This window comes from Desulfuromusa ferrireducens, assembly GCF_055389805.1.
Genome location: NZ_AP042415.1, coordinates 1803612 through 1817754 on the forward strand (window position 1 = coordinate 1803612; position 14143 = coordinate 1817754).

General features: G+C 50.6%; 12 protein-coding genes and 1 pseudogene. 5 read left to right on the forward strand and 8 right to left on the reverse strand.

What is annotated here, in order from left to right; genetic code table 11:
• Positions 1-23: 23 nt before the first annotated feature.
• Positions 24-209, forward strand: a pseudogene (locus ACZ5PT_RS08140) (EAL domain-containing protein); the annotation flags it as partial.
• Between the two features lie 373 nt (positions 210-582).
• The gene (locus ACZ5PT_RS08145; protein ID WP_464266316.1) at positions 583-1539 is read left to right on the forward strand and encodes a Gfo/Idh/MocA family protein; all 957 of its coding nucleotides are present in this window, start codon (positions 583-585) and stop codon (positions 1537-1539) included.
• Between the two features lie 85 nt (positions 1540-1624).
• Here the strand turns inward: ACZ5PT_RS08145 and ACZ5PT_RS08150 are convergent, their stop codons facing one another.
• From ACZ5PT_RS08150 to ACZ5PT_RS08165, 4 genes are all read right to left on the reverse strand, one after another.
• Complete coding sequence (locus ACZ5PT_RS08150) at positions 1625-3901, reverse strand: DNA translocase FtsK (protein WP_464266317.1); 2277 nt, start codon at positions 3899-3901, stop codon at positions 1625-1627.
• 20 nt (positions 3902-3921) lie between these two features.
• On the reverse strand, positions 3922-4722 hold the full coding sequence (gene uppP, locus ACZ5PT_RS08155) for an undecaprenyl-diphosphatase UppP (RefSeq protein WP_464266318.1): 801 nt from the start codon (positions 4720-4722) through the stop codon (positions 3922-3924).
• A 119-nt stretch (positions 4723-4841) separates the two neighbouring features.
• The gene (locus ACZ5PT_RS08160; protein ID WP_464266319.1) at positions 4842-6521 is read right to left on the reverse strand and encodes a ribonuclease J; all 1680 of its coding nucleotides are present in this window, start codon (positions 6519-6521) and stop codon (positions 4842-4844) included.
• On the reverse strand, positions 6502-7224 hold the full coding sequence (locus ACZ5PT_RS08165; RefSeq protein WP_464266320.1) for a lysophospholipid acyltransferase family protein: 723 nt from the start codon (positions 7222-7224) through the stop codon (positions 6502-6504). Before ACZ5PT_RS08165 ends, ACZ5PT_RS08160 begins: the two co-directional genes overlap by 20 nt.
• 365 nt (positions 7225-7589) lie before the next feature.
• On the opposite strand from ACZ5PT_RS08165, the gene ACZ5PT_RS08170 reads away from it, so the two are divergent.
• On the forward strand, positions 7590-8942 hold the full coding sequence (locus ACZ5PT_RS08170; RefSeq protein ID WP_464266321.1) for an alpha/beta fold hydrolase: 1353 nt from the start codon (positions 7590-7592) through the stop codon (positions 8940-8942).
• A gap of 234 nt (positions 8943-9176) precedes the next feature.
• Here ACZ5PT_RS08170 and ACZ5PT_RS08175 read toward each other — a convergent pair whose 3' ends face one another.
• Positions 9177-10361: a DUF2846 domain-containing protein gene (locus tag ACZ5PT_RS08175; RefSeq protein ID WP_464266322.1), complete on the reverse strand. Its 1185-nt coding sequence runs from the start codon at positions 10359-10361 to the stop codon at positions 9177-9179.
• Positions 10362-11248: 887 nt separating this feature from the next.
• Between ACZ5PT_RS08175 and ACZ5PT_RS08180 the strand changes: the two genes are divergently transcribed.
• Together ACZ5PT_RS08180 and ACZ5PT_RS08185 are read left to right on the forward strand one after the other, a co-directional pair.
• Complete coding sequence (locus ACZ5PT_RS08180) at positions 11249-11869, forward strand: single-stranded DNA-binding protein (protein WP_464266323.1); 621 nt, start codon at positions 11249-11251, stop codon at positions 11867-11869.
• A gap of 252 nt (positions 11870-12121) precedes the next feature.
• Positions 12122-12352, forward strand: coding sequence for a hypothetical protein (locus tag ACZ5PT_RS08185; protein WP_464266324.1), 231 nt, complete (start codon positions 12122-12124; stop codon positions 12350-12352).
• A 102-nt stretch (positions 12353-12454) separates the two neighbouring features.
• Here the strand turns inward: ACZ5PT_RS08185 and ACZ5PT_RS08190 are convergent, their stop codons facing one another.
• The 3 genes from ACZ5PT_RS08190 to ACZ5PT_RS08200 all read right to left on the reverse strand — a co-directional run bounded on the left by ACZ5PT_RS08190 (position 12455) and on the right by ACZ5PT_RS08200 (position 13916).
• Positions 12455-13105: a class I SAM-dependent methyltransferase gene (locus tag ACZ5PT_RS08190; RefSeq protein WP_464266325.1), complete on the reverse strand. Its 651-nt coding sequence runs from the start codon at positions 13103-13105 to the stop codon at positions 12455-12457.
• A 74-nt stretch (positions 13106-13179) separates the two neighbouring features.
• Positions 13180-13410, reverse strand: a complete 231-nt coding sequence (locus ACZ5PT_RS08195) for a DUF2164 domain-containing protein (protein ID WP_464266326.1) — start codon at positions 13408-13410, stop codon at positions 13180-13182.
• A 50-nt stretch (positions 13411-13460) separates the two neighbouring features.
• Complete coding sequence (locus ACZ5PT_RS08200) at positions 13461-13916, reverse strand: hypothetical protein (RefSeq protein ID WP_464266327.1); 456 nt, start codon at positions 13914-13916, stop codon at positions 13461-13463.
• Positions 13917-14143: the final 227 nt, after the last annotated feature.

Below are 14143 nucleotides of genomic sequence, written 5' to 3' on the forward strand. Positions count from 1 at the left end.
TTGTTGCCTAGGCCAAAAGTTTAAACGTGGAGGTTCTCGCCGAGGGGATTGAAAATGAAAAGCAGCTGGAGATGCTGTTGACGATGGGCTGCCTGCAGGGGCAGGGTTTCTTCTTCAGCAAACCGCTGTCGGCGCACGCAATGGCGGATTTTTTGCTCGAAAAGGGCTCACCGCAAGGCCTGCTCGCGAGCGGGACCGCCAATCTTTAGCGCTGTTTGCGGTTTTGTTTTCCCTCTATGCTAACGCGACAATGTTTATCTTGCCCGCCTGTTGTCGGGGCGTAGTTTTAATTGACCGGCATCTGTCAGCGGCTCGGTTGCCTCAACGCTGAGATTATCAGCGGTCGGGATCTGCGTCTGTTGACCCGTTTAGGGTCCTGTTCACTTCCTGTTTTTCGAGTGTCATTTCGCCCGGCACCTGTCTTTTCTAATTTTTACCCGGACCGCTACGCTTGACAAGGCAAAAGGTTGGTCGGTATATAAGCGGGGGAGTGTTTTAAGGGGCTGTGATTGTTGCCTGTCGCTCTTTTCTTGTTATGGGATGTCCCCTCACTGAATAATTTTTTAGCTCCGGAGAGCAATTATGAAAATTGGATTGATCGGAATCGGCAAAATTGCCAACTATCAAATGCAGGCGATTTCCCACACGCAAGGAATCAGCCTGTTCGATGCACATGATCTCAATCCGGTTCGGGCCGAGGAGCTTCCAGGGAGTGTGACCTTTTACGAGAGCCTTGAGCAGATGCTCAACCGCTCAAAAGCAGACGCTTTTCTTGTCTCCACTCCGACGCCGAGCCACTTTGAAGTGGCAATGAAAGTTATCGAGGCCGATCGGGTCGCGATCGTCGAGAAGCCGCTCTGTATCAGTCCTGAACAGGAAGATGCCTTGCGTACTGCGGCAACTACCCGAAAGTTACCTCTCTATACCGCCTTTCACCCCTCCTATGGGCGCGAAGTCGATTGGTGGGTCGAGCAGCGAGCGGAGAAAAACTTCGATCTCGGCAAGCTGATCGGTTTCGAATCCTGCTTCGCCGATCCCTATTACCTGCATGGTGATCTGACCTTGGGGGCCGTTGGCAAAGCCGGTGCCTGGATCGATGGTGGCGTCAGCAGCCTGAGTATTCTGGCCCGTTTGATCGATCCGAGCGAAATGGAACTGGTCGATGGCCGGATGACGTCGATTCCAAGCCTGCAATGCTCAGAGGTCCAAGGGCTGGGGATTTACAGTTTTACCGCCGATGGCCAATCTGGGTTCGGTATTGTCGATACCAACTGGACGCTGGGGAAAAACCATAAAATGACCCGCTTGTGGTACGAGAACGGCAGTATTGAGCTGGATCATGCCAAAGAATTCGCCCGCCTGACCTATCTCGGCGGGGACGAACTGGTCTTCAATCTGGCCACCGACAAGCCCCGCTTGGTCAATCATTACAGCGGTGTGTTTGCCAACCTGAAAGAGCTGTTCGACAAAGGCGAAGATAATCAAGATCTTTCGCGCGAGTTGCACCGTTTGCTGTTCGCGGCGGCAAAAAACAAGTAGGACCTGGCGAAAAGTATAAAAAAAGGGGGATGAAATCAATTTTCATCCCCCTTTTTCTATTTAGAAATCGGCAGCACTCGCGGAGCTACTCAATTTTGCTGATCAGCACTTCGCGCGGTTTGCCGCTGCCGTCCGACGGTCCGACAATCCCTTCCTGTTCCATCCGTTCAACCATGCGCGCCGCGCGGTTGTAGCCGACCCTTAAGCGCCGTTGCAACATCGAGATTGACGCCTGGCGAGTGTCGGAAACAATCTTCATCGCTTCGTCCCAACGCTCGTCATATTCTTCCTCCTCACCACTGTCACTGCCGGCAGCCGGTGGTGTCTGCAGGATCGATTTATCATATTCCGGATTGCCTTGTTTGGAGAGAAATTCGACCACCCGTTGGACTTCTAACTCCGAAACAAAGGCGCCATGCACCCGCTGCAGGTAGCCGACCCCCGGCGGTAAAAACAGCATGTCGCCCATGCCGAGCAGTGTTTCCGCGCCCATCGAATCAAGAATGGTGCGGCTGTCGGTGCGCGAGAAAACCTTGAATGAAATCCGCGTCGGGAAGTTGGCTTTGATCAAGCCGGTGATAACATCGACACTCGGGCGCTGCGTGGCGAGGATCAAGTGGATGCCAGCGGCCCGGGCCATCTGCGCCAAGCGAGCGATCGATTCCTCAATCTCGCGCCCGGCAACCATCATCAGGTCGGCCAGCTCGTCGACGATGACGACGATATACGGCAGGTGGGCGTGCTCCAACGCCTCTTCCGGCTCGATGAAGGCGGGAATCTCTGCGTCGAGGAAATCCTCCGTGACTTCCGGTTCCGGCTCCGACGGCAGGTCTGCCGTCTCTTTGGCTTCCTTGGCCAGTTTGCGGTTGTAGCCGTCGATGCCGCGCACCCCCTTGTCGGCCATCAGCTGATAGCGGCGCTCCATTTCACGGACCGCCCAAGCCAGCGCCAGCGAAGCTTTTTTCGGGTTGGTTACGACCGGCAGCAGCAGGTGCGGGATGCCTTCATAAATCGATAGCTCCAGCATCTTCGGGTCGATCATGATCAGCCGGACGTCTTCAGGGCTGGCACGGTAGAGCAGCGAGAGGATGATGGTGTTGATCGATACCGATTTACCACTGCCGGTAGATCCGGCGACCAGCAGGTGCGGCATCTTGGCCAGATCGGACACCACCACGTTACCGAAGATATCCTTACCGAGGGCCATCGGCAGTTTGCAGCTGGTCTTCTGGAAGGCTTCGTCGGCGATAATTTCTTTTAAATAGACGATTTCGCGATCCTTGTTGGGGATCTCGATGCCGACCACGCCGCGCCCTGGAATCGGGGCGACAATGCGGATCGAGACTGCCTGCAGAGCCATCGCCAGATCATCCTGCAGATTGGAGATTTTATTGACTTTGACGCCGGGAGCGGGTGCGAATTCGTACATGGTGACCACCGGGCCGGGTTTCACCTCGACCACGTCGCCCTCGACATTGAAATCAAGCAGCTTGTTCTCAAGCAGCTGCGCCGCTTTGGTCAGACTTTCCTTGTCGATCGGCTTTGGCTCGCCGCCCTCATGATCAAGGAGTGAGCACGAGGGGATATGGTAGGTGCCGCTCGGTTCGAGAAAAGAAAAGGCGACTTGCTCCTCCTCTTCTTTGGTTTTTTTCTTTTTTTTGCTGCCGGTTGGTTGCGGCAGCTTTTTCGCTTCCGACGGAACGATCACCGGACCCTTGATCTCCAGCAGTTTGTGCTCTTTTTTTTGCAGCTCGCGTTTGGCTTGTTTGGTCTCGCGGCGGCGTTCCAGACGGCGGCCGAAACGTTCAAGGAAGCCGTCGATAAAGAGGACCAGCGAAAAGCGCGTCGAGAGGATCAGGGCGACGAGGAAAAAGACGATCAGCACGATGGCTGCGCCGCCGATATTCAGATAGCTGGCAAGCATCTGCACCATAACCCGGCCGATGGCGCCGCCTGCCTCATTGATCTGGTTGCCGAACAGTTGCACCTTGTCCCACTGCAGGGACAGTAAACCACCAAGGGTGATCTGCAGCAGCATGAAGGAGATCAGGCGGACAAAGCGAAAATGCACCTCGCGGAATTTAAGCCAGCGCCAGGCCAGATGCAGGCAACCGAACGGCCAGAGCAGCGCGGTCAGGCCGAAGGCCTGGTAGAGCAGGTCGGCTAAGTGGGCGCCGAATATGCCAATCAGGTTATTGACCTGCGTCGAATTAAGATTGTTGTTGAAAGATGGGTCGTCGTTACTGTAGCTGCCGAGGCAGAGCAACAGAAAAATCCCCAGAGCCAGCCAAACCAGGCCGAGGATTTCCTTGCGCATGCGACTCTCTGTCGGAACTGCGGGAATCTCTTTTGCTTTAGTCATAGATGGTTATTATCCAGTTTTTAGGCTGCGTACACAGAATAGCCGATTATGCCACTACCGACCAGTAAACAGTAAATGGCAAAGCCGACCAAGCGTTTGCGCCGGACCACGTTCATCAACCAGCGGATAGCGAACAGGCCGCTGACAAAAGCGATCAGCGCACCGATGCCGTAGGCTGGGAGGTCGCCGTTGCTGACATTTTGTAGATCTTTAAGTGACAGCAACATGGCGCCGCCGACCGCTGGCAGCGCCAACAGGAAAGAGAAGCGCGCCGCCGCTTCGCCGTCGATACCGCGCAACAGCAGGCAGGCGATGGTTGAACCACTGCGGGAGATACCGGGAATAATCGCCAGCCCCTGGATGGTCCCGACCAGCAGGGCATCGTTGGTTTTCAGTTGCGCTAAGCCGCGGCCGTCCTTGCGTACCTTTTCGGCAACGATCAGCAGCATCGCTGTTAACAGCAGCATGCAGCCGATCACCGTAAGATTTTCGAACAGTGACTGGAAAAAATCCTTGCCGGTCAGGCCGATGATCGCCGTCGGAATTGAACCGAGCACCAGCATCCAGAAGGTGTGTCGATCATCAACGGCGTAGGAATCCTTGCGGAAAAAACAACTCAGCAGTTTCCAGATGTCTTGGCGGAAGTAGATGACCACCGCCAGGGTTGTTCCGGCGTGCAGCAGTACATCGAACAGCAATCCCGGTTGCTCGAAACCGGGAAGGAAATGCTGGGCGATCGCCAAGTGGCCGGAAGAGGAGACTGGCAGGAATTCAGTCAGTCCCTGAACCAGGCCAAGGAGTGCGGCATGTAAAATTTCCATGAAAAAAATAAGTTCTCTTTAATTCGTGTAGGGGCGACTCGCTGGGTCGCCCGTGATGACTGAACCTGGGCGACCCACCAGGTCGCCCCTACATATTTTATGCAGGTGTTCAGATGTTGTTACAATTCCAGAATCACCGGCAGAATCAGCGGTCGTCTGGCGATTTTTTTATTGAAACAGCGGCGCAATGCCTTGCGTACCTCAACGCGTAATTCTTCCCAGTCGCTGATCGCATCGAGACTGTGCTCGTTGAGCAGGTCACAAACCGCCTGTTTCGCCTCTGCAAGCAGGGCTTCGCTCTGTGCATCATCCTCGGGGACAAAGCCTTTGGTGAAGATTTCCGGACCCTGAACGATTTCGCCGGTCGATTGGTTGATGGCCAGCATCAGGATCACCAAACCGTGATTGGCCAGATGCCGCCGGTCGCGCAATTCCATCTTGCCGACATCACCGACCCCCTTGCCGTCCACAAAAACCCGCCCGGTTTCGATCCGCTCGTCGCGACTGAGTCCTTCGCTGGTGATGTTTAAGGGCTGGCCGTTTTCCAGGACCACGGCGTTTTCAGTAGGCATCCCCATTTCCACGGCCAGTTGTGCATGCTTGATCAAATGGCGGTATTCACCGTGGACCGGCACAAAATAGGTCGGTTTGACCAGGTTGTGCACCAGCTTCAGCTCTTCGCGGCTGGCGTGGCCGGAAACGTGGATCTCGCTGGTTTTCTCGTAGAAAACCTCGGCTCCGCGGCGATAGAGGTTGTTGATCAGGTCGGAGATCGACTTTTCGTTGCCGGGGATGAACTTCGATGAAAGGATCACCGTGTCGCCCGCTTGCAGCTCGATCTGCTTGTGATCGCCCAGAGCAATGCGCATCAACGCGCTCAAGGGTTCGCCCTGGCTGCCGGTGGTGATGATCAGTACTTTCTCTGCTGGCAGACTGCGCATCTGGCGCAGGTCGATGAACAGCTCTTCGTCGATCTTCAGGTAGCCGAGTTTTCTGGCAATATCGATGTTGCTGACCATGCTGCGCCCGTTGATTAACAGCTTGCGTCCGGCGGCCGCGGCGACATCAGCGATCTGCTGAATGCGGTGAATGTTGGAAGAGAAGGTTGCCACCACTACCCGTTTTTGGCAGTTGGGGATAATTTCCGCCAGCGCTTTTTTAACCGTCCGCTCCGAAAGGGTGTAGCCCTCATTTTCGACATTGGTCGAATCGGCCAGCAGCAACATTACGCCTTCCTCGCCGTATTCGGCGAGGCGGGCCAGATCGGTCGTTTTGCCGTCGACCGGAGTCTGGTCAATTTTAAAGTCGCCGGTATGTACCACCAGCCCGAGTGGCGTGCGGATCGCAAGCCCGACCCCGTCGACGATTGAGTGGGCGGCGCGAAACGGCTCGACTGTAAACGGAGCGACCTTCACCGCTTGCCGCGGTTGCACTTCGACGAGTTTCACTCTTTGATCAAGTTCAAACTCCTTGAGCTTGTTGTGCAGCAGGCCGAGAGTTAATTTGGTGGCGTAGATATCCGGCTCGCCGAGCTGCTGCCACAAAAAGGGGATAGCGCCGATATGATCCTCGTGGCCGTGGGTCAAAAATAGGCCGACAATATCGGCACTGCGTTCCTTAAGCGAACTGATGTCGGGCAGCACCAGATCGATGCCGAGCATGTAGGCCTCGGGAAACATCAGGCCGCAGTCGATTAACAGAATCTTGTCGGCGTATTCTAGTGCCATCATGTTCAGGCCGATTTCTCCCAGCCCGCCGAGTGCTACCAGGCGTAGGGAATCAGGCTGCATCTTGGTCATTGCGGATGGTTCCTTCCATAATCGCGGCGATCGGTTTACGTACCTGCTCCATCAGGGCTCCGGTATCGGCGTTTTTCATCCCCGCAGTTTCGATCGCCGGCAAAATCTGCATTTCAATGGTCCCACCATTAATCCGCCAACTGTTCTTGGCCATCACCTTGGCACTGCCTTTGATTACCACCGGTACCACCGGGACCTGCGCTTTGACGGCAATCAAGAAACCGCCTTTTTTGAACTCCTGCAGTTGGCCGTCCGCAGAGCGTGTCCCTTCGGGGAAGATGATCACCGAGGCTCCCTGGTTGATCCGCTGAGCGGCGGCGGTCATGCTCTGCATCGTTTTGCGCCGATCGGAGCGGTCGATGGGGATGTAGCCGCAACAGCGCATCGACTGACCGAAGAGCGGAATATTGAACAGCTCTTGTTTTGCCATCCAGCGGAACTGCAACGGCAGGCCGGCATAGAGGATCGGAATATCGAAATTGCTCTGGTGGTTAACGATGTAAACCACGGAACGGTTTTGCGGGATATTTTCTGAGCCACGGACCTGAACATGTAATCCGGCCAGCAGCACCGCGCTGCGTCCCCAGAGTATCCCCCAGCGATGAACCAGGTTCTCACCGAGCAGCGAAAGCGGCAGAGCCATCAACAGCACGAACAGAGTCCAAGGGTAGAATGTCAGGTAAAAAAATAGCGTGCGCAGCACGTAAATCCTCCACAGAATATAAACAATCTATAATACTGATACCGGCTCAGGTTCGTCAAATGATTTCCCCGTAAATCAGCTTTCTGCATTGTCGCTTCAATGGGGGGGACCTCTTGGCGCCGAGCAGTTAGATTTCTCAGTCTAAACTTTCTACTAAAAAAATACTTTTACATGGGCGCTGACATAGGGTAGCGACAATGCCGTTGTCGTGAATATCGGCGAGTTCTGCGTGAATTTCGAAATTGGTCGCTAGGTTTTTCGAGATATCGACCCCGAAGCGGTATCAGCGGCTATGAAAGATGAAATTTAGCCTAAAAAGTTTTGCTTTTAAGGTTTTAGGCTGGGGCCTATAGTAAGCTTCTAATATGAAGTATTTATTGTTTCTTATTGTTTTTCTGCAGACGATTGGACTGGCATCGGCGGAATCATTTTCCTCCGTTTATCAGAAAGTTGAGGAACCTGTCTTTGGCGGACAGGTTCATATTCTTGAAGCAGGCAAGTCCAATCCTGAAATATTACTACTGATCCATGGTCTAGGGGATGAGGCGGGGAGAGTCTGGGATGACTTGCTGCCCGACTTGGCTCTCAAATACCATGTCGTGGTGCCAGACCTCCCAGGGTTCGGACGTTCCTCAAAGGGGAATCATCTCTATTCACCCTCTGCCTATGCAACTTTTTTAGACTGGTTATTAAGAACGCTACCAAACAAGCCAGTATATCTGGTGGGGCATTCTTTGGGTGGTGGGATTGCTCTAGTTTATGCGGCACGCTACGGAATCAATCTCAAACGACTCATTTTGGTTGATTCCGTTGGCCTCTTACACCATTTGGCAGTCAGCCAAAACTTTGTTCGGCAGCAACTCAAGATTGATCTTCCCTTCTTCTCTTCGAATATCGAATCCTCACTAGAACGTGTCACTAATCTATTGTTGGAAAAAACATCCCGGTTACTGTTGGATCCCGACCGGTTACTTTCCTCAGAAAACATGCGTGAGAGATTCCTCGGGGAGGATCCTTCTAAGATTGCTGGTCTAGCTCTTGTCCAGGAGGATTTTTCACTAATTCTTCCCAAAGTTGCTACCCCAACGTGGGTGCTATGGGGAGACAATGACCAAATAGCCTCCCTGCGGACTAGTAAGATCTTGTCTTGGAATTTACCAAAAGCAAAACTGAGAATCTTACCCGGGGTAGGACATACCCCCATGCGGGATGACCGGCAGCAGTTCACATTAATGTTAAAACAAGCGTTGCATCAAGAACCGGAGCTCAGCAAGCCACTGCCTCTGGAAACTGAGGAGAAAATGGGGATTTGTACCAATGAGAAAAATAGGGTTTTTGAAGGTGTATATTCTATTTTACGGATTAACCATTGCAAAAAAGTAATAATAAGAAATGTTACTGCAAAAAAAATGGAGATATCAGATTCTGAAGTGTTTGTTGAATTTTCTAGCATCCGGGGAAGGGAATATTCTCCCGCAATCCATGTCCAACGTTCCCGCTTAACGATGACGGGAGTAGACATCCACGCCGATATCGGTATTTTGACAGATCAAAGTCGTCTTGATCTCGCAGGTGTGCGCTTTTATAGTTCATCAGCGGCAATCAAGGGTAAAGGAAACCGATCTTCTCTTCTTTTTTCAAGTTCCGCCAGGTATTCAAACGGTTCCCTCTTGGCGCTACATTTAAGTCAATCATTGAATCCGGGGGAGAGTTTGTGAATTCTGTGACACCATTATGCATCGTTTACAGTAGCTAAGTTTTGATACCCGCCGAATGGCCAATAATAGAGCACTTTAGTAGCACATCTGGTTTGTGACTAAGATGTCGGAGGTTCGAATCCTCTCGCTCTGACCATGATTTGAAAAGGCGGAGCCATTGAATGACCCCGCCTTTGTGTAGTACATGTCCTAAATTATCAAGAACGATTCAGATATCACCGGTAGCGTAAACGACTACGGCAGTTGATTGAGACTTTTTTCAGCATAACGGCGAACCTTACGATTATTCGCTGTCTTAGCAACAGTACTCAAGGTCGTGACAAAGCGGGGGTCGCCAGACTTAGCGAGAGCCTTGCAGATCCAAGCCATTGCATCACTATGATTGGCATCAGCCGTTTGATTGTTGAAATTATTCAGTAAACACTGCTCAGCGGCGCTTGCCAGAAAAACACTATTAGAGTGTCTATAAAATAAGTTTTTAGCTGCATTACGGATATCGATTGGAGAACCCGACGCAAACATAGCGGCGTAACGTCTCTCTTCAGTACTGGCACCTTCCGGAACCCTTAACCGATCTGAAGCTACAGTCTTTTGACTTGACGGAGACATTGTTTTTGGCGAGGAAACATTGGACTCCGAGGCGATTGTAACCTTTTTTGCCACCAGGTCAACACGTAGCTTCCGTACGTCTCCTTCTTTCAACGTAATCCACTCCCGATACTCAGTATATCCAGGGGCCGATACATCAACATGATAGCTACCTGCGTCGAGTTCGATTCCCTGTGCGAACTTGGGCTTTATGTTCATGATGCGAATACGAGCTGTAGTCGGAGAGGCCTGAACATAGAGACGGGCCCGTTCCTTCACGGCAGCTACCTGCTTTGCCCGTGGAGTGGATAGCATTTTTCGTGATGTGGATGAAGGCAGTTTCGTTACAGGGGTACTTTTACTGACCACCACCCGCGAGTCCGTAACAACACTAGGGTTGACCATGTAGCAGGTTGCCATGTACCCCATCGCTTCATCTTTATCAACCGGTACGAACATAATGTGCCCAATCTTTACATCCAACCGCACATAATGTACCTGCCCAGACTTGGCATTGACCGTTGCTTCTGTTGTTTTGAAAAGTCCAAACTGTTTTGGGGTAAACGTATAGGATCCAGGATCAACATAGAGTGGGAAATAATTGAGCTCATATAAAGAGCTGACAACGGAGGCATCATTCAATATGACACCAGGATTCGTACCTGCCGTCATCAACCCACGAGACCGATAAACATAAATAACTGCTTTATCAGCATCCGGCGTCATCGGTTGAGTAAATTGCGGACCACGGCCAGCAGTGAGACAGCCTGACATGGAGGTGCAGGCCACCAACACGATCACAAGAAAAAAAAAGTTGACCCTTCTAGACATAAGCTCTCCTTCAAATGGGCTCGCATTAGTCCGTCACAATTAGAACCCTGCAATCATATGGCAGGTCCAAAGAATGAGTCAACCTCTTCGAGACGATTCCAGAGATAAACATGAAAACGAGACATAAATGTACGGTTTCATGTCGGGGCGTATTTAATTCGGTCCTTGTCTGATTATTTGCCTGACCCTTTTTAGTCCCTTTTCAACTTTTGCGTAGATTATTTCTTCACGGTCCCAAAAATTCATTACTGACATTTTAAAAAGTTCCCTCTTTGATTTCGCAATCGAAACCGGGGAGCGAAGATATTTATTCTTTCTATTAGTTGAGCCGGGAATTTAACACCATTCACGCCTGTCCTTTTTTGCTTTCTAATCCCAAAGCGACTCTTCTCTTGAAGGACCTCTGGCCCCAGCAGCATGAGGGGCGGTTGGATAAACTTGAAAAATTCCATGAGGTCTTTTCTGCGCGCTTCAAAAACCTTGGTGTTGGTGATTGGATGGTGGAGTAGAGGGTTAGTTTTTGAGATGCCATCAACAAAAAATTACCTAAGGAAAACCCCATTTGCTAGATCCTGGCTCGGTTACTGCTTTTGAGGAATATTGAATGTAGTGGTGTGGCTATTCATATGGGGGAAATTGACTTTCCGTCTCCTTGCGAAACGTGTAATATGACCAGCTCAAAAACATCATAAGCAACTTGCCGAGTTAGCAAGCGCCGTTGTGAGGAAATTGCTCAGTGTAGTTAATGTGTCCTCTGCTCACTGACACTAAGTTTTGGCTAGTGATAACACCTTTTAGCCTCTAACAGCATTGCTAGCCAATGACAAACTCTTTTGGCAGAAGACAAACTCTTTTGGCATTTCACATTTTACATACAGGAGGCATACATGTCGGTAAATAAGGTAATTCTCGTCGGCAACCTGGGTAAAGACCCAGAGCTGCGCTATACCCCGGCCGGTGCGGCGGTTGTGACTTTTTCTCTGGCGACCACTGAGCGATTCAAGGATAAAGAAGGCAACCGGCAGGAGAAGACCGAATGGCACAATGTTGTCGCCTGGCGGCAACTGGCTGAGATCTGCGGCAAGTTTTTGCACAAGGGCAAGCAGGTTTACATCGAAGGTAAAATCCAGACTCGCTCTTATGACGACCGGGACGGCAACAAGCGCTACATGACAGAAGTTGTCGCTGATCAGATGCAGATGCTTGGCGGTCGCGATGAAAAGCAGGGCGGCGGTGGTTATACTGGCGGCCAAAGCCAGCAACAGTCCGGCGGCGGTCAGCAACAGGGTGGTAGCCAGCCGCAGTCAGGTGGCTATGGCGGCGGTCAGTCCCAACAGTCCGGCGGTTTCGGTGGTGGGCAGTCCCAACAGTCCGGCGGTGGGCAGTCTCAACAATCCGGCGGTGGGCAGTCTCAACAATCCGGCGGTGGGCAGTCTCAACAATCCAGTCAAGGCGGCGGTGGTTTCAGTGAACCGGCCTTCAATCCCGATGATGAGATCCCTTTTTAAATAGACCCTTTTATGTTTTGTTGAAATAAAAGTCCTAGTCCCAACCCATTATAGAGGGGTTGGGACTTTTTTTTTGTTGAAATTCTCATGCTCTAATAATGGACTGCAAATTCACTGTCGCTTTTTGCTGCATGAATTATCTTGCTGCGCATATTGCCTTGGCAGTTGTCGCTAGAGGATAATGGCATCAGGAGCTGGATTTATTGCCCGGTCTGCGTGCCACGGATGGTTAATTCCTAAAGGAGATAGCCGATGAAAGCGACGTTCGAATGTTCAAACTGCGGGATCGTGACCAAGCATAAGGAACACCTTTGTCAGCCCGTTGAGGTGGAAAATCAGGGTGATTATTGTGGTCAGTCATCGAGTCGGAAAACTGCTCTGATGTGTGTGGAGGAGACCATGCGTTTGGATTTTCAATGTGGCAACTGCGGTCGTCCTGCGGAGAGTGCTGATCTACTCTGTGCTCCGGAAAAGGTGAATTGAATCGAAAAGCAGGCGCGGAGATCTGCCTCAAGGACGTATCAGGAAAAAACTTTGAAATCGATGATTGGTGGGGACGGGCTTGGTATACGTTTTTTTGTATGGTTACTCTTTTGTGGCAATGGCACAAAAGGAAAAGAATGGTTTTCCATCTTTGCCGGCTGAATAGGCATTCGCAAACCCTGCCGCTAACAGCAGGTTGACAACTTCGGCTTGAGAGTAGCTGCTGAAAATTTCTTCGTTGAAATTGAGGCGACTGGTTTGCTGATCATCACGAAAACCGATGACGATTTTACCTTGTGGTTTTAATACGCGGAGCATTTCGCGCAGGTACTTCTCCGGCTGTTCCCAAAAATAGAGGGTGTTGACCGAACAGAGTTTGTGGAAGGAATTGTCTGCGAACGGCAAACGGCGACATTCTCCTTGGTGTAGTTTGACCTTGCCTTTGACGATCTGCTGGCGATTGACTTTAGTCGCCTGTTTCAGCATGGTGTCAGAAAAATCGATCCCTTCGATGAGACCATCAGCGGTTACGTCCGCCATTTCCGCGATCAATTTTCCCGGACCGAAACCTACTTCCAGAATCCTGTCAGCCTTTTCTGGAACCAACATCTCTTTGACGAAATCATTCAAGTCGGCATTTCCAGTACTGAACATTTCGGTCATGACAAAGCGACCGATCCAGCCGGATGGTTTTCTGGCCTGCTGGGTAAGAATTTTTTTCGGAATTATTTTAACGATATACTTAAGAAACATGGGAATTGTTCCTGTATTGCTAGTGGGTTAAGGTTCTTGCAGGGGAACCTATTTTTATAGTTTCTGTGCGGACTTTATTCCGGGATATATAACGTTCCTTCTAAGTCGATAAGCTTGTCTTGCATAAAGGCATAAGCATCATCAACGGCTTGATTGTATATTTGAGGAGCCAATTCTTTGATGAAAAAATCAACGACTAAATCTGCTTTTAATTCCCCAATCGATTCATCATATTCGTTTTTGAAATAGCCTTGGACTTTTGCCGACAAAACTTTACGTCGTTCATCGTCTAGTTTTATGTCCATTTTAATTTCTTTCCGGTGCTGATTTACGTACCTGTTGTTGCAGCTCGCGGCTATTTTTTGAGGATTTCCGCATCGATATCGAATTTCGAAACCTTAAAATAATCACCTTTATCGAGAAGACTGATCGTGATGATCGCATCGTCATGTTCATAAACTGCATCGACTGTGTAGGTGACAATGGTTCTACTTTCCCCTTCGGCAGGTTTGTGGGAAAACAACTTTGAGAAATTCGGCTCGGCCATTTTTTTAAGAGCACCCAACCTGGAAAGATGCTTGACGATCTTTATGATGTTTTCTTCGCTGGTTCTTTCCAGGGTTTCTGCGGGCATGTAGCTTTTAATCGTTTGATGGTCCCATTTTGAGATTTCAGGAACAACCATTTTAAGATAGGGCACGGCTGTCTCTTGGTAGGCGGCTGCCTCTTGATCCTTATAAATGCTACTGCCGATGATGACCGTTGCAACAATAAGAAGAATAATCCCCAGAAGAAGATAGATCTTTTTCACAAAAACCTCACATCGATTATTGGCCGGAAACGACAGCCACTGGCTAGGAATGACTTGCTGCCCTGTGAATTATCCAAAAATTTTCGCAAAAAAGAGTTTATTGGATCCTTTTAGAGGATGAATCAATGTTCGGTAATCTAGGCTACATTCTGAGCAAAAGCAAGGCAGCGATTCTCGGACTGGTGATCGCTGCCTATCGGAACTGTGACCGGTAAGTAAACGTCTTA

Excerpts from the sequence above, each read along its gene's own strand:
- uppP (WP_464266318.1), bottom strand. The coding sequence starts at position 4,722 with ATGGAAATTTTACATGCCGCACTCCTTGGCCTGGTTCAGGGACTGACT.
- ACZ5PT_RS08185 (WP_464266324.1), top strand. The coding sequence starts at position 12,122 with ATGAAAGCGACGTTCGAATGTTCAAACTGCGGGATCGTGACCAAGCAT.
- ACZ5PT_RS08175 (WP_464266322.1), bottom strand. The coding sequence starts at position 10,361 with ATGTCTAGAAGGGTCAACTTTTTTTTTCTTGTGATCGTGTTGGTGGCC.
- ACZ5PT_RS08145 (WP_464266316.1), top strand. The coding sequence starts at position 583 with ATGAAAATTGGATTGATCGGAATCGGCAAAATTGCCAACTATCAAATG.
- ACZ5PT_RS08160 (WP_464266319.1), bottom strand. The coding sequence starts at position 6,521 with ATGACCAAGATGCAGCCTGATTCCCTACGCCTGGTAGCACTCGGCGGG.
- ACZ5PT_RS08180 (WP_464266323.1), top strand. The coding sequence starts at position 11,249 with ATGTCGGTAAATAAGGTAATTCTCGTCGGCAACCTGGGTAAAGACCCA.
- ACZ5PT_RS08190 (WP_464266325.1), bottom strand. The coding sequence starts at position 13,105 with ATGTTTCTTAAGTATATCGTTAAAATAATTCCGAAAAAAATTCTTACC.
- ACZ5PT_RS08170 (WP_464266321.1), top strand. The coding sequence starts at position 7,590 with ATGAAGTATTTATTGTTTCTTATTGTTTTTCTGCAGACGATTGGACTG.
- ACZ5PT_RS08195 (WP_464266326.1), bottom strand. The coding sequence starts at position 13,410 with ATGGACATAAAACTAGACGATGAACGACGTAAAGTTTTGTCGGCAAAA.
- ACZ5PT_RS08150 (WP_464266317.1), bottom strand. The coding sequence starts at position 3,901 with ATGACTAAAGCAAAAGAGATTCCCGCAGTTCCGACAGAGAGTCGCATG.